Raw genomic sequence first — 16,814 nt, 5'->3', positions numbered from 1 at the left:
GATGCAGGAGCTTGCCATGCGAATACTGTTGCTGTGTTGCCTGTCCCTGCTGGTCGCCTGCCAGTCCCGAGGCGTACTGCCACCGCCGGCTCCTATCGCCAGCGAGGGGCGCGACCACGGCGACCTGGGGGTGATACTCGACCTGCGCAGCGGTGAGCGCATCACGCCGCAGCGACTGGTCGAGCGCCTGGCGCGGGCGTCGCGGGTCGTGGTCGGCGAGCAGCACGACAACCCGGATCACCACGCCCTGCAACTGTGGCTGTCACGTGAGCTGGCGGCCCAGCGTCCGCAGGGCAGTGTGCTGCTGGAAATGCTCAACCCGAGCCAGCAGACCAGGGTCGATCAGGTCCGGGCCGAGACGCGTGCGGGGCGCCCTCCGCTCGACGCCATCCGGGCCCTGGCCTGGCAGCCCGGATGGGACTGGGCGATGTACGGTGCGCTGGTTCGCTACCAGCTGCGCCAGCCCTATCCATTGCTGGCGGCCAATCTGGACCGGGAAGAGATCATGCGCATCTACCAGCAGCGTCCGGCGCTGCAGGGGCAGGCCTCTACCGCTGCGGCGGTGCAGCAGCGGCTGCAACGCGATATCCGCGAGTCGCACTGCGGCCTGCTCCCGGAAAGCCAGGTGCCGGCGATGCTGGCCGTGCAGCAGCAACGTGATCGGCGCATGGCCGAGGCATTGCTGGCTGCGCCGCGACCGAGCCTGCTGCTGGCAGGTGCCTTTCATGCGCGCAAGGACCTTGGGGTGCCGTTGCACCTGGCAGACCTTGGAGCGGGGCAGGGCAATGCCGTGCTGATGCTGGCCGAAGTCGGACGTCAGGTGGATGCATCGATGGCGGACTACGTCTGGTTCACCGCGGCGCAGCCGGAGCAGGACCACTGCGCCAAACTGCGACCCTAGCCGCCTTTCCCGGGATGGCTGCGGGGTATCCTCGGCGCTTTGCCGATCTGGAGCCTGCGCCATGCCCGCCGCTGTTCGCGACCTGCTGCACCGTTACTTCAATGCACTCAACGACCGCGATGTCCGTGCCTGTCTGGCGCTGGTCAGCGATGACCTGATCCTGGAGCCCAACCAGGGGTTCGTCGAGCATGGCCGCGCAGCCTTCGCGGACTACCTCGAGCGGCACATGCAGTGTTACCGCGAAACCCTCGAACAGCTGGTGATCCTGACCGATCCGCAGGGCGCCCATGCGGCCTGCGAGTACCACGTCGCCGGGGAGTACCTGGCAACCGACGATGGGCTGCCGGAGGCGTGCGGGCAACGCTACGCGCTGCGGGTAGGGGCGTTCTTCGAGATTCGCGAGGGGCTGATCAGCCGTATCAGCCTGCATTTCAATCTGCCGGACTGGCTGGCGCAGGTCGACGACTGAAGCGGCCGCAGCATGTTTCGTGCGGGCAAAAAAAGACCCGGCAAAGAGCCGGGTCAATAACCGTGATTAGCCTGATGAGGAGATAATCTGAAGAGTCCGACTGAATGGTCTCTTTAGCTTATCGACTGATCTCGCGACCAGATGGGATAATAATAACAATTATCATTTATCGGTCAACACCTTTTTGAGAATTTTTCTCATGAAACGCTGGTGGCGGAGAATCCTGCCGCGCAGGCAAAAAAAGACCCGGCAAAGAGCCGGGTCAATAACCGTGATTAGCCTGATGAGGAGATAATCTGAAGAGTCCGACTGAATGGTCTCTTTAGCTTATCGGCTGATCTCGCGACCAGTTGAGGCAATAATAACAATTCTCATTTTCATGTCAATGCCTTTTGAGAATTTTTCTCAAAAACGGACGGCGGCCGCGATGAGCCTGTCCATAAACGCAAAACCCCGGCATCTGGCCGGGGTTTTCTGTCGGGAGGCGATGATCAGGATTCGCCAGGCTGGCGCAACTGGGTGATTTCCTTGTTCAGCAGGTCGATGCGGCGCGCCATGCTCTCGATCAGGCTATGGGCGATGCGCGGGTTGCTCTGCATCAGGCTGAGGAACTGCTCCTTGGGGATCACCATCACCGTGCAGGGTTCGCTGGCGATGACCGTGGCGCTGCGTTTCTCGCGGGTGAACACCGCCATGGCTCCGAATATCTCGTCCTTCTGCACATCGCCGACCCGCTGGCCGTCGACATAGGCTTCGGCGTGGCCTTCGATGATGATGAACACGTGGTCGGCTTCATCGCCCTGATGGATCAGTTCCTCGCCAGCGGCGAAGTGCTGGAAGCCGGTGGCCGGACGGATTTCCGGCTGCTTGAGGCGCGCCAAGGCGTCGGACAGCAGCGCCGTGTGACCGATCAGGTAGTGGATGAACTGTTCCTGGCGTTGCTCGTCGGCGTGAATGTGCTGGAACACTTCGCTGCGCGAGAAGGGAATCAGGCTGATGGGCTCCTCGCTGCTGTAGCGGCAGCTGGGCAGGTCGATCCCCTGGCGCAGGCCGACCAGATCACCTTCCTGCAGGTAGAACAGCGGGCGCTCGTCGACCACCGCGTGGAGCAGGCCGCTCTCGATGATGAACAGCTGGTTGCCCGGCAGCACCCGCGCCAGATCGTCGACTCGCTCCAGGCGAAGCGCTTCGCCTGCGGGTTGCAGCCCTTCCAGCAAGTGAGTGGGGATACTCTGCAGGCGATTGATCAACTGATCGGCGTAGGCCGGTTGCTCCCCGAGTAAATACATAACCGTAATTCCTTGAACTGGCTGGGCTGGCTGACCACACGAAGGTCCCTGAAACAATAGGCTGCGGCGGCGTTCGAGTAAATCACCTTGCGCTCGTGTTGTGAGCTAGCTCTTGTTGCAGGTCTGGGCTTCGTCCAGCTTGCCGTTCAGTTCTGCCTTGTGCGCAGGCGGAAGTTCATTCCAGTGCACGTCGAGCAGGGCGCCCTCGATGGCGTAGAGCAGCACCTTGGAGGCACGAAACCCACGGGCCCGAACGGCCCGGTAGGCCCCGACGGCACCGTAGCGACGCAGGTCGTTGGCGCTGTGGATGCCCACGGCGTGAAGCCATTGCGCCGAGGTCTTGCCCAGGTTCTTCAGGTGTTGCAGTTCGTCGTTCATCAGGCCTCCATGCGTGCGGCTGAAAATCACGTTGGCATGCCTGCTACTCAGTGTAGCGGCCAATTGCCTTGGTGTTTTTTGCGTCGCTACATCTGCGCAGTCACTTCGTGCGATAGCGCAAGCGTGTGCCGAAGTTCACCGACATGAGGATCTCGTCCGCAGTCAGTTCGACGGGGAAGTAGGCGCCGGAAATCTGCGCGTGCGCCAGGCTCGCGCCTTCTATCCTGGCGTTGCGCAGGTCCAGGCCGCGCAGGTCGGCGCCACGGAAGTAGGCGTCGGTGAAGTTGATGCTTTCGGTGTCCAGATTGCGCAGGTCCAGGCCACGAAAGTCGCCGCCGGACAGGTCGACTTCGACGCCCTTGGGCTTCTGCGCATTGAAGCCTTGCACGTCGTCGTTATGCAGGAGGTGGTAGAGCGGATGATCGAGCTGGCGTGGCTGACTCATGGCAGATACCGGTGGTGGTGTCACCGGCAGTATAGAAGCCCTGCCAGGCTTTGCCCGGCAGGGTGTGGCCAACCTCTGATGGGGTCAGATGCCGGGCAGGCGCTGGCGAATCTGCTCGACCAGGCCGTCGAGGCTGGCGCTGTCGTGCGTGTCGACGCGCTTGCTGTGGCTCAGCTCTTCGCTGCTGAGCGCTTCGCGACTGGCCTGCTGGGCCTTGATGACGTCCAGGGTCGCATCGGAAGGGTCCGTGCCCTCGCTTTGCCGTTGCTCCAGCCAGCCGGCGATCACTGCCTCGGGCGCATGGCAGTCGAGAATCAGGAACGGCGCGCCAAGCTCCTCGGCGACTTCGCTAGCTGCCTCGCGCTGAGCCGCCTTGAGGTAGGTGGCATCGATCACCACCGGGAAACCGGCCTGCAGGATCTGGCGGGCCAACTGGTGCAGGCGGGTGTAGGTCGCCTGGCTGGCGTCCTCGCTGTAGATGCCGGCAGCCAGCTTGTCCTTGGCTGCGGCGTTCTGCTCGCCGAACAGGCGCTTGCGCTCGACGTCGGAACGCAGGCGAATGGTGCCCAGCGCTTCGACCAGGCGCATGGCCACGTGGCTCTTGCCGACGGCCGACACGCCGTGGGTGATGGCCAGGAATGGCGAGGGGATGGCGCTGTAGCTCTCGGCCAGGGCAGCATAGCCGCGGTACTGGCGGAGAATGACGGCGCGCTGCACCGGGTCCTGCTCCTGGCCCAGGCGGAACAGGGCGACCTTGCCGCGCACCATGGCGCGATAGGCCTTGTAGAAATTCAGCAGGTGCAGGGCCGCGTAGTCACCCGTGTGTTCCAGCCAGCCACTGATGAAGCGGCGTGCCAGGCACTTGAGACCACGGTCCTCGAGGTCCATCGCCAGGAAGCCGATGTCCGCGGTAACGTCGGTCATGCGGAAGGGTTCGTTGAATTCGATGCAGTCGAACAGCACCACGCGGCCATCGATCTGTGCCGCGTTGCCCAGGTGGATGTCGCCATGGCACTCACGGATGAAACCCTGTGCCTTGCGCTCCGCCAGCAGCGGTTGCAGGCGGTCGTAGCTCGACTGCGCCCAGGCCTCGAGTGCGTCGAGCTGCTGCAGGTCGTTCGCATCGCTGAGCATCGGGCGAATCTGCTCGAAGTTCTGCTGTACCGGTGCCATCACCGCCTCGGCGCTGCCCAGTGGGTGATCCTGAGGCACGATGGGGGCGTCCATGTGGAATCTGGCGATCTGCTCGGCAAGGGCGTCGATGTGGGCGTCGCCCAGCTCGCCGCGTGCCTGGATGGCGCTGAGCAGTTGCTCCTGGGGGAACTGGCGCATCTTCAGCGCGTATTCGATAGCCGGTGTGCTGCCGTCGAGGCTGGGAGCGTCTTCGCTGCCACCGATGGCCACGACTTCCAGGTACAGGTCCTGGGTCAGGCGCTGGTTGAGGCGCAGCTCTTCTTCACAGAAATGTCGACGTGCGTCGAGCTCGGTAAAGTCGAGAAAACCGAAGTTGACCGGCTTTTTGATCTTGTAGGCATGCTTGCCAGTGAGCAAAACCCAGGAAATGTGGGTCTCAATCACCTGAAACCCTTCCACGGGATGCGGATACAGGGCCGGGTTCTGCAATGCGGCAATCAGGGCTTGGCTCACGTTCGATCCTTGTTCTAGACGCTGTTCGAGCTGGGCATTATGGCCGCTGTGAGCTGCTCTGCAAACTGTCCGGGCGACGCTGCTGGCCCCTATCTAAAGTGCGTATAATTCCGCCATGACTCGAAAACGCTCTCCCCGCTCAAAGAAAAAGTCCCGCTCATCCGCTCTGCGTCCCTGGTTTGCCTGGGGCGTCAAGCTCGGCTTGGTCGGTCTGGTCATCCTGGCCGGTTTTGCCGTCTATCTCGATGCCGTCGTGCAGGAGAAGTTCTCCGGCAAGCGCTGGACGGTGCCGGCGAAGGTCTATGCCCGACCGCTGGAACTGTTCGTCGGGCAGAAACTGGCCAAGAACGACTTCCTGCGCGAACTCGATGCGCTGGGCTATCGCCGTGAAAGCGTGGTCAACGGTCCGGGGGCGGTGTCGGTCGCCGGCAACAACATCGAGCTGCACAGCCGCGGTTTTCAATTCTACGAAGGCGCCGAGCCGTCGCAGCGAGTCCGGGTGCGCTTTTCCGGGGACTATGTCGCCGGCCTGAACAAGGGCGACGGTGGCGATCTGGCCGTGGCGCGGCTCGAACCGCTGCTGATCGGCGGTCTGTACCCGGCGCATCAGGAGGATCGCATCCTGATCAAGCTGGATCAGGTTCCGGCCTATCTGATCGACGCACTGGTGGCGGTGGAAGACCGCGACTACTTCGATCACTTCGGTGTCTCCCCCAAGGGGATCGCCCGTGCGCTGTGGATCAACGCCACCTCCGGGCGCCTGGTGCAGGGCGGTAGTACCCTGACCCAGCAGCTGGTGAAGAACTTCTACCTGAACAATGAGCGTACCCTGGCGCGCAAGGCCACCGAAGCCATGATGGCGGTGCTGCTCGAGCTGCACTACGACAAGCGCGAGATCCTCGAAGCCTACATGAACGAGGTGTTTCTCGGTCAGGATGGCCAGCGCGCCGTACACGGTTTCGGCCTGGCCAGTCAGTACTTCTTCAGCCAGCCGATTTCCGAGCTGAAGCTGGAGCAGGTGGCGTTGCTGGTGGGCATGGTCAAGGGGCCGACCTACTACAACCCCCGGCGCAACCCCGAGCGTGCGATGACCCGGCGCAACCTGGTGCTCGACCTGCTGGCCGAGCAGGGCACGATCACCGCCGAGGAAGCCGCCGCCGCCAAACAGAAGCCGCTGGGCGTCACCACCCGTGGCAGCATGGCCGACAGCTCGTTCCCGGCCTTCCTCGACCTGGTCAAGCGCCAGCTGCGCGAGGATTACCGCGAGCAGGACCTGACCGAAGAAGGGCTGCGCATCTTCACCAGCTTCGACCCGATCCTGCAGCTCAAGGCCGAAGAGGCCCTGGCCGAAACGCTGAAGCGCCTGGCCGGGCGCAAGGGGGTCGACCAGGTGCAGGCCGGCATGGTGGTGACCAACCCCGAGACGGGGGAGGTGCAGGCGCTGATCGGCAGCCGCCAGCCACGCTTCGCCGGGTTCAACCGGGCAATGGATGCCGTGCGCCCCATCGGCTCGCTGATCAAGCCCGCCATCTACCTGTCCGCGCTGGAGCGTCCCAGCCAGTACACGCTGACCAGCTGGCTGGAGGACGAGCCGTTCTCCATCAAGGGCCAGGATGGTCAGGTCTGGACGCCGCAGAACTACGACCGCAAGGCACACGGCACGATCTACCTGTACCAGGGGCTGGCGCATTCCTACAACCTGTCCACGGCCAAGCTCGGCCTGGAGATCGGCGTGCCGAACGTGCTCAAGACCCTGGAGCGACTGGGTGTCGAGCGCAAGTGGCCGGCTTATCCTTCGATGCTCCTCGGGGCCGGAGCGCTGACGCCGATGGAGGTCGCGGGGATGTATCAGACCCTGGCCAACGGCGGCTTCAACACCCCGTTGCGCGGTATCCGCAGCGTGCTCACCGCCGAAGGCGAGCCGCTCGGGCGTTACCCGTTCAAGATCCAGCAGCGCTTCGATCCGGGGGCCATCTACCTGGTGCAGAATGCCATGCAGCGCACCATGCGCGAGGGCACGGGGCGCTCGGTGTACAGCCAGTTGCCCCGCTCGTTGAACCTGGCCGGCAAGACCGGTACCAGCAACGACTCGCGTGACAGCTGGTTCGCCGGCTTCAGTCAGGACCTGCTCTCTGTCGTCTGGCTGGGGCGCGATGACAACGGTCCCACCCCGCTGACCGGTGCAACCGGTGCGCTGCAGGTCTGGACGGGATTCATGCGCAAGGCCGATCCGTTGCCGCTGGACATGCCCATGCCGGATAACGTCACCCTGGCCTGGGTGGATCGCCAGACCGGTCTCGGCTCGGCGTCGGGCTGCCCGGATGCGGTGCAGATGCCTTATATTCGCGGCAGCGAACCCAGTCCTGGCTCCGCCTGCGGTATTCAGGCGCCCGTGGAGTCGGTGATGGACTGGGTGCGGGGCTGGTTGGATTGACGGCCGGGGTGCGTTCCCCGGCGTGAGCTGAAGAGGATTGGATGTGAACAAGAAGTGGCTTGTGGCCTTGCTGGCAACGACGACCCTGGCAGGCTGTAGTACGGTGCCGCGTGGCTCGATTCCCGTCGTCGATGCGGGCACGCCGCTGTCGGCTGGTCGTGTCTCCGATAACGCCGCCGCCGCGCCTGCCGGTGCGCAGTCGCAGCCGTTCGAAGAGGACTCCGGCGTGGTGGTGATGGTGCCTCAGGGCGCCGCTTCCGCGCCGTTGCAGACCGGGCCGCAGGGCGCTCCCGCCAACGGTGGGCTGACCTTCGACGAGCCGCCGGTGAGCATGGGGCAGGGCGGCTTCGACTCGTCCTCCGTGCCGAGTGCGCCCAGCGGCATCCCCAGCGGTGGTGGCCTGGCGGCCGACGAGCAGCTGGATGGGCCGGTCCTGGCGCTGCTGACCACCGCGCAGCAGCAGCAGGGCGGTGGTGATCTCAATGGCGCCGCCTCGAGTCTCGAACGCGCCCAGCGTATCGCGCCGCGTGAGCCGCAGGTGCTCTACCGCCTGGCCGAGGTGCGCCTGGCGCAGGGCGATGCGGCTCAGGCCGAACAGTTCGCCCGTCGCGGCCTGACCTATGCCAGTGGCCGTCCTGCCCTGCAGGCCAGTTTGTGGAACCTGATTGCCCAGGCGCGTGAGCGGCAGGGCGACTCCGCCGGCGCGGCCCAGGCCCGTGAGCGCGCGCGGGTGAGCCTCTGATGGATGCACGAGTGAATGAGCTGGCCGAGCATCTGCTGCTCATCGAGTGTGAGTTGCGCGTACTGGGCTGGTGGCAGGAGCAGGCGCCCAGCACAGAAGCGCTGGCCAGCCAGGAGCCGTTCTGTGTCGACACCCTGACCTTCGAGCAGTGGTTGCAGTGGATCTTCCTGCCGCGGATGAAGCAGTTGCTGGAGGCGGGTGCGGCCTTGCCATCGGTGTCGGGAATCCAGTCGATGGCCGAGATGGTGTACCGCGAGCAGTCGGGTGTCGCCCGTCGCTTGCTGGAGCTGCTGGGTGAGTTCGATCGCCTGTTGACGCGCACGTCCTGAGGGCGCGCGCGTCCGGCGTCACTTGCAGGTTTCGGTGATGGACTTCTTCAGTTCGCTGATGCGTTCCTGACGTTCGTCCTCGTCGATACGGCGCAGCTCGCCTTCCACCTCGACCCGCACGCGCGGATTGTTTTCCAGCTGGGCCAGGCTGGTGCGGGCCTCTTCACAGTACTTCTTGCGCTCCGCTTCCCGCTTCGCCACGTCCTGCTTGACCTTCTTGTCGATGGCCGCCTGCTCGGGGTCGGCTTGCTCGACGGCCGGTGCCGGCACGCTGGGCGCCGGGGCCGGTGGCGGTGCAGAGGTATTGATGGTGGTGGACTGCTGGCCCTGAGGCGGTTGTGCGCCGAAGTGGGTCACGCCGTTGTCGTCCACCCACTTGTAGACCTGGCTGGCCATGGCGGTTGCGCTCAGGGCGAGCATCAGACTGCCCGTTAGAATCATGTGGCGCATGCTGTTTCCTTTGTCGAGAGCTGCGGTACTGCTGGTTACTATAACCAAAAGCCAGGGATCTTCATCCTGCGCTGCGTCACAGCCGCACTTCGAATAATAGGTCAAGCATCTCTTGACTTGCCTGCGTCGAACCCGAACAATCCAGCCTTCCCCGTAGTGGAGTCCGCCGCAAGCGTCCTCCAGCTCGGGGGAAAGAGGCGCTACCCGCGCCGAACCGTGACACCCGCAACGCGTTACCTCGCGCTGGGAGGGCCAGCCCCGCAAGACCATGGGCTGCTCCGTTACTCGTCAAGCTGATGTTCCGAATCCACGATCACCGTCGTGCGTGTCCGCTGACAGTAAGAACCTACTTAGGGCTACCCGTTGGCGGGTGGCATACTGGCGTTCAAGAGGTGAACAACGTGGAGCTTTTATCCGGCGCTGAAATGGTCGTCCGCTTCCTGCGTGACGAAGGCGTTAAGCACATCTATGGGTACCCTGGCGGTGCTCTCCTGCATATCTACGATGCCCTGTTCAAAGAACCGGAAGTGACCCATATCCTGGTGCGTCACGAACAGGCTGCGACCCACATGGCTGACGGCTATGCCCGTGCGACCGGCAAGGCCGGCGTGGTGCTGGTGACTTCCGGCCCGGGCGCGACCAATGCGATTACCGGCATTGCCACTGCCTACATGGACTCCATCCCGATGGTGGTGATCTCCGGCCAGGTGCCGAGCGCCATGGTCGGCACCGATGCCTTCCAGGAAACCGACATGGTCGGTATTTCCCGTCCGATCGTGAAGCACAGCTTCATCATCAAGCACCCGTCGGAAATCCCCGAGGTGCTGAAGAAGGCTTTCTATCTCGCCGAGTCCGGCCGTCCGGGACCGGTGGTGGTGGACATCCCCAAAGACATGGGCGATCCCACCCAGAAGTTCGAATACGTGTACCCGAAGAAGGTCAAGCTGCGTTCGTACAGCCCGGCCGTTCGCGGTCACTCCGGGCAGATCCGCAAGGCGGCCGAGATGCTGCTGGCAGCCAAGCGCCCGGTGATGTACTCCGGTGGTGGTGTGATCATGGGTGGCGCCTCTGCGCCGCTGACCGAGCTGGCGCAGATGCTCAATCTGCCGGTGACCAATACCCTGATGGGCCTGGGCGGCTATCCGGGCACCGACCGCCAGTTCCTCGGCATGCTCGGCATGCACGGCAGCTACACCGCCAACCTGGCCATGCACCACGCCGATGTGATCCTCGCCGTGGGTGCACGTTTCGATGACCGCGTGATCAACGGCGCGGCCAAGTTCTGCCCGAACGCCAAGATCATCCACATCGATATCGACCCGGCTTCGATCTCCAAGACCATCAAGGCCGACATCCCGATCGTGGGCCCGGTGGACAGCGTGCTGACCGAGATGGTCGCCATCCTCAAGGAAATCGGTGAGACCCCGAACAAGGACACCGTGGCCAGCTGGTGGAAGCAGATCGACGAGTGGCGCGGTAGCGGCCGCCTGTTCCCCTACAACGAGGGCGACGGCTCGATCATCAAGCCGCAGAGCGTGATCGAAACCCTGTGCGAAGTGACCCGTGGCGATGCCTACGTCACCTCCGATGTCGGTCAGCACCAGATGTTCGCGGCGCAGTACTACCGCTTCAACAAGCCCAATCGCTGGATCAACTCCGGTGGCCTGGGCACCATGGGCTTCGGTTTCCCTGCCGCCATGGGCATCAAGCTGAACTTCCCGGACGCCGACGTGGCGTGCGTGACCGGCGAAGGCAGCATCCAGATGAACATTCAGGAGCTGTCGACCTGCCTGCAGTACGACCTGCCGGTGAAGATCGTCAATCTGAACAACGGTGCGCTGGGCATGGTTCGCCAATGGCAGGACATGCAGTACAACAGCCGTTATTCGCACTCCTACATGGAGTCGCTGCCCGACTTCGTTAAGCTGGCCGAGGCCTATGGCCACGTCGGCATGCGCATCACCCAGCTCAAGGACCTCAAGTCCGGTCTGGAAGAAGCCTTCGCCATGAAGGATCGCCTGGTGTTCCTCGACATTGCCGTGGACGACAGCGAGCACGTCTATCCGATGCAGATCAGAGACGGTGCGATGCGTGACATGTGGCTGAGCAAGACGGAGCGGACCTAAGATGCGACATATCATTTCCCTGTTGCTGGAAAACGAACCGGGCGCACTGTCCCGCGTGGTCGGTCTGTTCTCGCAGCGCAACTACAACATCGAAAGCCTTACCGTGGCGCCCACCGAGGATCCGACGCTGTCGCGCCTGACCCTGACCACGGTGGGGCATGACGAGGTCATCGAGCAGATCACCAAGAACCTCAACAAGCTGGTCGAGGTGGTGAAGCTGGTCAATCTGTCGGAAAGCGCCCATATCGAGCGCGAACTGATGCTGGTCAAGATCAAGGCCACCGGCGCCCAGCGCGCCGAGGTCAAGCGCACCACCGACATCTTCCGTGGCCAGATCGTGGATGTGACCAGCAGCGTCTACACCGTGCAGCTGACCGGCACCAGCGACAAGCTGGACAGCTTCATCCAGGCCATCGGCACCGCGTCGATCCTGGAGACGGTACGCAGTGGTGTCACAGGTATCTCGCGTGGCGACAAGGTACTGAGTATCTGAAGTGGCCTGAGTGTCCTGCTGAACAGAAGCCCCGCCTCGTGTGGGGCTTTTTCATGGTCAGAGGTATGCTCGCCAGCGACATGCCCGGCAGGGCGTCTGCCCGAATTCAGCGCTGGCGGTTCCAGAACGCGGCGATCAACGGGTCCTTGAGGCGCTTCTCCAGGGCGAACAGGCCGATGTCATAAGCGGCCAGCGGCGGCTGAATATCGTAGATGCGGATGCGTGCGGTCAGCGGGCTGTTGTCGAGCACGATCTGCGGCACCACGCCGATGCCGAAGCCCAGGCTGACCATGCTGACGATGGCCTCGTTGCCGCTCACCTGGGCATAGATGCGCGGCTTGATGTTATGGCTTTTCAGCCAGCGATCCGTGCGCGTGCGCGCCAGCCCTTCCTCCGAGAGAATCATCGGCACGTCCTTCCAGCTGTCCGCCGTGGGCTGCCTGAGTTGCTCGTCGCTCAGCAACTGCGGTGATTGCGGGCCGATGAAGCGCAGTTCCGAGCGGGTGATCGACTGGAAATCGATCCCCGCCGGCAGGTTGTTCGGGCGCGCACCGATGGCGAGGTCCTCGAGCCCTTGTTGCACCCGTTCCACGGCTTTCGCCGGATCGCCGGTGTGCAGCTTCATCTCGATGCGAGGGTAGTCCTGACGGAAGCTGCTGAGAATGTCGTAGAGAAAGCTGTAGCTCGCAGTGACCGAACAGTACAGGGACAGCTCGCCGTGCAGGCTCTGCTGGTCCTGCATGAAGGTCTGGCGGATGGCCTGCCAGCCATTCATGACATCGCTGGCGTACTCGCGAAACTGTTGCCCCTCGCGTGTCAGGCGCACGGAGCGGTTGTCACGCACGAACAGCGTCGCGCCCAGTTCTTCCTCCAGCTGCTTGATGCTGCGGCTGAGCGCGGACGGACTGACGTGCTGTTCACGGCTGGTCTTGCCGAAGTGCAGGTTGTCGGCCAGGGAAAGAAAGAGCCTGAGGGAGTGACTGTCCATGTGTGTTTCAGATATCGGCACGTTGTGTTGCAAATATATCATTTTACGCAACGGGATAGATCACATAAGGTTTCTCTGTCGCGGTGCTTGCACCCCATCCCTTTCGATTCAGAAGAGCCAAGAACATGAAAGTTTATTACGACAAAGATTGCGACCTCTCCATCATCCAGGGCAAGAAAGTCGCCATCATCGGTTACGGCTCCCAGGGCCACGCTCAGGCCTGCAACCTGAAGGACTCCGGTGTCGACGTCACCATCGGTCTGCGCAAAGGCTCTGCGACCGTGGCCAAGGCCGAAGCCCACGGCCTGAAAGTGACCGACGTCGCCAGCGCCGTTGCCGCTGCCGACCTGGTCATGATCCTGACCCCGGACGAATTCCAGGGCCAGCTGTACAAGAACGAGATCGAGCCGAACATCAAGCAGGGCGCTACCCTGGCCTTCTCCCACGGCTTCGCCATCCACTACAACCAGGTCGTACCGCGTGCCGACCTCGACGTGATCATGATCGCGCCGAAGGCTCCGGGCCACACCGTACGCACCGAGTTCGTCAAGGGCGGCGGCATCCCTGATCTGATCGCCGTTTACCAGGACGCTTCCGGCAACGCCAAGAATGTTGCCCTGTCCTACGCTTCGGGCGTTGGTGGCGGCCGTACCGGCATCATCGAAACCACCTTCAAGGACGAGACCGAAACCGACCTGTTCGGTGAGCAGGCCGTTCTCTGTGGCGGTACCGTCGAACTGGTCAAGGCCGGTTTCGAAACCCTGGTCGAAGCCGGTTATGCGCCGGAAATGGCCTACTTCGAGTGCCTGCACGAACTGAAGCTGATCGTTGACCTCATGTACGAAGGCGGCATCGCCAACATGAACTACTCGATCTCCAACAACGCCGAGTACGGCGAGTACGTCACCGGTCCGGAAGTGATCAACGCCGAGTCCCGCCAGGCCATGCGCAACGCCCTGAAGCGCATCCAGGACGGCGAGTACGCCAAGATGTTCATCAGCGAAGGTGCCACTGGCTACCCGTCGATGACTGCCAAGCGTCGTAACAACGCTGCGCACGGCATCGAAGTGATCGGTGAGCAACTGCGCGGCATGATGCCGTGGATCGCTGCCAACAAGATCGTCGACAAGACCAAGAACTAAGGTCTGCGATGTGCGAAAGAACGCGGCTTTATGCCGCGTTTTTTCGTTCTGCGGCGAGGCTTCTGGTATAAAGCCTGCTCGCTTGGTGGCGAACTGAGTCCAGTCGCCCCGGTTGAAATTCGTCAAACCCGTTGCAAGGTGCTGTTCATGAGTGAAGGTCCCGAGGATCAAAAGCCGGCCGGCGACAATCTGGAAAGCCTGCTGCCGATCGACGAGCACATAGAGGAAGGGCAGGACGCCGAAGGGCGCAAAGTTCGTCACCGCGGCATCTACCTGCTGCCCAACCTGTTCACCACGGCAAATCTGTTCGCCGGTTTCTACTCCATCATCAACGCGATGAACGGCAACTTCTACGTCGCTGCCGCCACGGTGTTCGTCGCCATGGTGCTCGACAGCCTGGATGGCCGAGTCGCACGACTGACCAACACGCAGAGCGCCTTCGGCGCCGAGTACGACTCGCTCTCGGACATGGTCGCCTTCGGCGTCGCTCCCGCACTGCTGGCGTTCGAGTGGGCCCTGGGCAGCATGGGCAAGGTTGGCTGGATGGTCGCCTTCATCTATGTCGCCGGTGCTGCACTGCGCCTGGCGCGCTTCAACACGCAGATCGGCAGCGTCGACAAGCGCTACTTCATCGGCCTGGCCAGTCCGGCGGCGGCGGGTGTGGTTGCCGGCACCGTCTGGGCCTTCAGCGATTTCGGCATCAAGGGCTCGAACATGTCCTTCGCCGTCGCGCTGCTGGTGGCGGCTGCCGGCTGCCTGATGGTCAGCAACATCAAGTACTACAGCTTCAAGGATCTCGACCTGAAAGGGCGTGTGCCGTTCGTGGCCATCCTGGCGGTGGTCCTGGTGTTCGCCGTGGTGTTCAGCGACCCGCCGCGTATCCTGCTGCTGATCTTCCTCGCCTATGCGGTGTCCGGGCCGATCCAGTACCTGTTGCAGTTGCGTCGTCGCAAATCCGTCTGACGGTGTAATTTCTCCTCTACTCCGTGGTCTACAGTTCGTTTCTCGAACTGTAGTCGCGGGGTTGCCATGCTCATCCGAGTTCCTTCTTCCTCTCGGGCTCTCGAGTCCGAAGTCACGCCCGAGTCCGTTTACCTGTCCCGTCGCAAGCTGATGCAGGGCTCGCTGGCGCTGGCGGCCATGGCTGCGATGCCGGGCTGGGCAAGCGCCGAGCAGCAGGGCGTCTATGCCGATGTCGAGCCGGCGAAGGCGCCCGGCTGGTTCGACGAGAAACTGTCGGCCACGCGCTGGCAGGCGATGACCGTCGAAGGGGAGAGCATCACGCCCTTCAGGGACGCGACCCACTACAACAACTTCTACGAGTTCGGGACCGGCAAGGGCGATCCTGCCGCCAGGGCCGGCTCGCTGCAGGTCGAGCCCTGGACCGTGACGGTCGATGGCGAGGTGGGCAAGCCGGGGCGCTATGCCATCGAAGACCTGGTCAAGCCTCATGCATTCGAAGAGCGCATCTACCGGCTGCGCTGTGTCGAGGCCTGGTCCATGGTCATTCCCTGGCTGGGTTTCCCCCTGGCCGATTTGCTCAAGCAGGTCGAGCCGACCTCCTCGGCGCGTTACGTGCGTTTCGAAACGCTGGTGGACCATGAGCACATGCCGGGGCAGCGCTCGGGCTTTTCCCTGATCGACTGGCCTTATGTAGAAGGCTTGCGCATGGACGAGGCCATGCACCCGCTGGCCTTCATGGCCGTCGGCATGTATGGGCGGGTGCTGCCCCATCAGAACGGTGCGCCGCTGCGTCTGGTGGTGCCCTGGAAGTATGGCTTCAAGAGCATCAAGTCGATCGTGCGCATCAGCCTGGTGGCCGAGGCGCCCGCGACCACCTGGGAGCGCATCGCGCCGAACGAGTATGGCTTCTATGCCAACGTCAATCCGCAGGTCGATCACCCGCGCTGGTCGCAGGCCACCGAGCGCAGGCTGCCCAGTGGGCTGTTCAGTCCGAACGTGATCGATACCCGGATGTTCAACGGCTATGACGAAGTGGCCGAGCTGTATGCCGGGATGGACCTGGCGAGGTACTACTGATGCGCTATCGACTCTGGCGCGTCGGTGTGTTCCTGGCCGCCTCGGCACCGCCGCTGTACTGGTTGTATCAGGCGCTGTTCGGCCTGCTTGGGCCTGATCCCGGCAAGACCCTGGTGGACAACCTGGGGCTGGGTGCTCTGATTCTGCTGCTGATCACACTGGCCATGACCCCCCTGCAGCAGCTCAGCCGCTGGGGGGGATGGATCGCCGTGCGCCGCCAGCTCGGGTTGTGGTGCTTCGCCTATGTCACCCTGCATCTTTCGGGGTACGTCTTGTTCATTGCCGGGCTGCGTCTGGATCTGGTGCTGCGCGATCTCTACGAGCGCCCGTACATCATTGTCGGTGCGCTAGCGTTTCTTGGTTTGCTGGCACTAGCCGTGACCTCCAACCGTTTCAGTATCAGAAAGCTGGGGCGCAGGTGGAAGGCACTGCATCGTCTGGTCTACGGCATTCTGCTGCTGGCGCTGCTGCATATGCTCTGGGTCGTCCGGGCGGACCTGGGAGAGTGGCTGGCCTATGCCCTCATCGGTGGGGCGCTACTGGCGATGCGCTTCAATGTCGTGGCGAAGGCATTGCTGCGTGCTGGGACCGGCCTGCGCGAAAATCCGAAGAAAGTTGCAATTTAAGCTTGACGCGCGTTCTGTGGGTTGTAGAATGCGCGACACTTCAGCGATGAAGCTCTTCGAAAACTTCTTGTTAATCAATAAGTTAAGTTTAAAAGAGGGGTTGCAAAACTGGATCTGGCGTGTAGAATGCGCGCCGGTCGACAGGGCGGTGGTTGAGCCTTGTTGGTGATTCGGTCGAGTGGATCGAGAGCGGTAGAAAAGAGGTGGTTGACAGCGGTTTTGAACGCTGTAGAATGCGCCTCCCGCTGGAGAGAAGAAGCTCTGATCGAAAGCGCAAGTGGTTGAGTAGAAAGAAAAAATTCTTCGAAAAACAGC

Annotated in this window: 17 protein-coding genes and 1 pseudogene; 11 read left to right on the top strand and 7 right to left on the bottom strand. The window is 62.8% G+C overall.

Going from position 1 to position 16,814, the window contains the following annotated elements; all coding sequences use genetic code 11:
• Positions 1-16: 16 nt before the first annotated feature.
• Both EWH21_RS19660 and EWH21_RS19655 read left to right on the top strand, forming a co-directional pair.
• Positions 17-901 carry a ChaN family lipoprotein gene (locus tag EWH21_RS19660; RefSeq protein WP_277699128.1) on the top strand — a complete coding sequence of 295 codons (885 nt, stop codon included), beginning with the start codon at positions 17-19 and terminating at the stop codon, positions 899-901.
• Between the two features lie 61 nt (positions 902-962).
• The gene (locus EWH21_RS19655; protein WP_277699127.1) at positions 963-1,370 is read left to right on the top strand and encodes a nuclear transport factor 2 family protein; all 408 of its coding nucleotides are present in this window, start codon (positions 963-965) and stop codon (positions 1,368-1,370) included.
• Between the two features lie 491 nt (positions 1,371-1,861).
• Here the strand turns inward: EWH21_RS19655 and EWH21_RS19650 are convergent, their stop codons facing one another.
• The 4 genes from EWH21_RS19650 to EWH21_RS19635 form a co-directional block, all read right to left on the bottom strand.
• On the bottom strand, positions 1,862-2,659 hold the full coding sequence (locus EWH21_RS19650; protein WP_047585437.1) for a cyclic nucleotide-binding domain-containing protein: 798 nt from the start codon (positions 2,657-2,659) through the stop codon (positions 1,862-1,864).
• Positions 2,660-2,764: 105 nt separating this feature from the next.
• Positions 2,765-3,037 carry a TfoX/Sxy family protein gene (locus tag EWH21_RS19645; RefSeq protein ID WP_037057288.1) on the bottom strand — a complete coding sequence of 91 codons (273 nt, stop codon included), beginning with the start codon at positions 3,035-3,037 and terminating at the stop codon, positions 2,765-2,767.
• 100 nt (positions 3,038-3,137) lie between these two features.
• A complete protein-coding gene (locus tag EWH21_RS19640) occupies positions 3,138-3,482 on the bottom strand; it encodes a pentapeptide repeat-containing protein (protein WP_037057286.1) in 345 nt (114 codons plus the stop codon).
• 84 nt (positions 3,483-3,566) lie between these two features.
• Positions 3,567-5,129, bottom strand: coding sequence for a bifunctional aminoglycoside phosphotransferase/ATP-binding protein (locus EWH21_RS19635; protein ID WP_277699126.1), 1,563 nt, complete (start codon positions 5,127-5,129; stop codon positions 3,567-3,569).
• Positions 5,130-5,244: 115 nt separating this feature from the next.
• Between EWH21_RS19635 and mrcB the strand changes: the two genes are divergently transcribed.
• The 3 genes from mrcB to EWH21_RS19620 are packed head-to-tail and all read left to right on the top strand — an operon-like array spanning position 5,245 to position 8,634.
• Entirely contained in the window at positions 5,245-7,563 is a 2,319-nt protein-coding gene (mrcB, locus tag EWH21_RS19630; RefSeq protein ID WP_134675626.1) for a penicillin-binding protein 1B, read from the top strand.
• Between the two features lie 43 nt (positions 7,564-7,606).
• Positions 7,607-8,305, top strand: a complete 699-nt coding sequence (locus EWH21_RS19625) for a tetratricopeptide repeat protein (RefSeq protein ID WP_277699125.1) — start codon at positions 7,607-7,609, stop codon at positions 8,303-8,305.
• A complete protein-coding gene (locus EWH21_RS19620) occupies positions 8,305-8,634 on the top strand; it encodes a YqcC family protein (RefSeq protein WP_277699124.1) in 330 nt (109 codons plus the stop codon). The genes EWH21_RS19625 and EWH21_RS19620 overlap by 1 nt, the downstream gene beginning before the upstream one ends.
• 18 nt (positions 8,635-8,652) lie before the next feature.
• Here EWH21_RS19620 and EWH21_RS19615 read toward each other — a convergent pair whose 3' ends face one another.
• Positions 8,653-9,084: a DUF4124 domain-containing protein gene (locus EWH21_RS19615; RefSeq protein ID WP_037057279.1), complete on the bottom strand. Its 432-nt coding sequence runs from the start codon at positions 9,082-9,084 to the stop codon at positions 8,653-8,655.
• Between the two features lie 401 nt (positions 9,085-9,485).
• On the opposite strand from EWH21_RS19615, the gene EWH21_RS19610 reads away from it, so the two are divergent.
• Together EWH21_RS19610 and ilvN are read left to right on the top strand one after the other, a co-directional pair.
• The gene (locus EWH21_RS19610; protein ID WP_037057293.1) at positions 9,486-11,210 is read left to right on the top strand and encodes an acetolactate synthase 3 large subunit; all 1,725 of its coding nucleotides are present in this window, start codon (positions 9,486-9,488) and stop codon (positions 11,208-11,210) included.
• 1 nt (position 11,211) lies between these two features.
• Entirely contained in the window at positions 11,212-11,703 is a 492-nt protein-coding gene (ilvN, locus tag EWH21_RS19605) for an acetolactate synthase small subunit (protein WP_037057275.1), read from the top strand.
• A 106-nt stretch (positions 11,704-11,809) separates the two neighbouring features.
• On the opposite strand, the gene ilvY is transcribed toward ilvN, so the two are convergent.
• The gene (gene ilvY, locus EWH21_RS19600; protein WP_277699123.1) at positions 11,810-12,691 is read right to left on the bottom strand and encodes an HTH-type transcriptional activator IlvY; all 882 of its coding nucleotides are present in this window, start codon (positions 12,689-12,691) and stop codon (positions 11,810-11,812) included.
• A gap of 125 nt (positions 12,692-12,816) precedes the next feature.
• Between ilvY and ilvC the strand changes: the two genes are divergently transcribed.
• The 4 genes from ilvC to msrQ all read left to right on the top strand — a co-directional run bounded on the left by ilvC (position 12,817) and on the right by msrQ (position 16,499).
• Positions 12,817-13,833, top strand: coding sequence for a ketol-acid reductoisomerase (gene ilvC / locus EWH21_RS19595; protein WP_037057270.1), 1,017 nt, complete (start codon positions 12,817-12,819; stop codon positions 13,831-13,833).
• Positions 13,834-13,980: 147 nt separating this feature from the next.
• Positions 13,981-14,796: a CDP-diacylglycerol--serine O-phosphatidyltransferase gene (pssA, locus tag EWH21_RS19590; protein WP_037057267.1), complete on the top strand. Its 816-nt coding sequence runs from the start codon at positions 13,981-13,983 to the stop codon at positions 14,794-14,796.
• Positions 14,797-14,862: 66 nt separating this feature from the next.
• Positions 14,863-15,873, top strand: coding sequence for a protein-methionine-sulfoxide reductase catalytic subunit MsrP (msrP, locus tag EWH21_RS19585; protein ID WP_277699122.1), 1,011 nt, complete (start codon positions 14,863-14,865; stop codon positions 15,871-15,873).
• The gene (gene msrQ / locus EWH21_RS19580; protein WP_277699121.1) at positions 15,873-16,499 is read left to right on the top strand and encodes a protein-methionine-sulfoxide reductase heme-binding subunit MsrQ; all 627 of its coding nucleotides are present in this window, start codon (positions 15,873-15,875) and stop codon (positions 16,497-16,499) included. Before msrP ends, msrQ begins: the two co-directional genes overlap by 1 nt.
• A gap of 74 nt (positions 16,500-16,573) precedes the next feature.
• Here msrQ and EWH21_RS19575 read toward each other — a convergent pair.
• Positions 16,574-16,814, bottom strand: a pseudogene (locus tag EWH21_RS19575) (hypothetical protein); the annotation flags it as partial.

It is taken from the genome of Pseudomonas sp. REST10, assembly GCF_029542605.1.
Lineage (GTDB): Bacteria > Pseudomonadota > Gammaproteobacteria > Pseudomonadales > Pseudomonadaceae > Aquipseudomonas > Aquipseudomonas khazarica.
Note: the sequence above shows the minus strand (reverse complement) of the source record. Positions and strands in the feature narration are given on the sequence as shown.

Bases quoted from the DNA above. Each gene is read 5' to 3' on its own strand.
- EWH21_RS19660 (WP_277699128.1), top strand. From the start codon at position 17: ATGCGAATACTGTTGCTGTGTTGCCTGTCCCTGCTGGTCGCCTGCCAG.
- EWH21_RS19655 (WP_277699127.1), top strand. From the start codon at position 963: ATGCCCGCCGCTGTTCGCGACCTGCTGCACCGTTACTTCAATGCACTC.
- EWH21_RS19650 (WP_047585437.1), bottom strand. From the start codon at position 2,659: ATGTATTTACTCGGGGAGCAACCGGCCTACGCCGATCAGTTGATCAAT.
- EWH21_RS19645 (WP_037057288.1), bottom strand. From the start codon at position 3,037: ATGAACGACGAACTGCAACACCTGAAGAACCTGGGCAAGACCTCGGCG.
- EWH21_RS19640 (WP_037057286.1), bottom strand. From the start codon at position 3,482: ATGAGTCAGCCACGCCAGCTCGATCATCCGCTCTACCACCTCCTGCAT.
- mrcB (WP_134675626.1), top strand. From the start codon at position 5,245: ATGACTCGAAAACGCTCTCCCCGCTCAAAGAAAAAGTCCCGCTCATCC.
- EWH21_RS19620 (WP_277699124.1), top strand. From the start codon at position 8,305: ATGGATGCACGAGTGAATGAGCTGGCCGAGCATCTGCTGCTCATCGAG.
- EWH21_RS19615 (WP_037057279.1), bottom strand. From the start codon at position 9,084: ATGCGCCACATGATTCTAACGGGCAGTCTGATGCTCGCCCTGAGCGCA.
- ilvN (WP_037057275.1), top strand. From the start codon at position 11,212: ATGCGACATATCATTTCCCTGTTGCTGGAAAACGAACCGGGCGCACTG.
- ilvY (WP_277699123.1), bottom strand. From the start codon at position 12,691: ATGGACAGTCACTCCCTCAGGCTCTTTCTTTCCCTGGCCGACAACCTG.
- ilvC (WP_037057270.1), top strand. From the start codon at position 12,817: ATGAAAGTTTATTACGACAAAGATTGCGACCTCTCCATCATCCAGGGC.
- pssA (WP_037057267.1), top strand. From the start codon at position 13,981: ATGAGTGAAGGTCCCGAGGATCAAAAGCCGGCCGGCGACAATCTGGAA.
- msrP (WP_277699122.1), top strand. From the start codon at position 14,863: ATGCTCATCCGAGTTCCTTCTTCCTCTCGGGCTCTCGAGTCCGAAGTC.
- msrQ (WP_277699121.1), top strand. From the start codon at position 15,873: ATGCGCTATCGACTCTGGCGCGTCGGTGTGTTCCTGGCCGCCTCGGCA.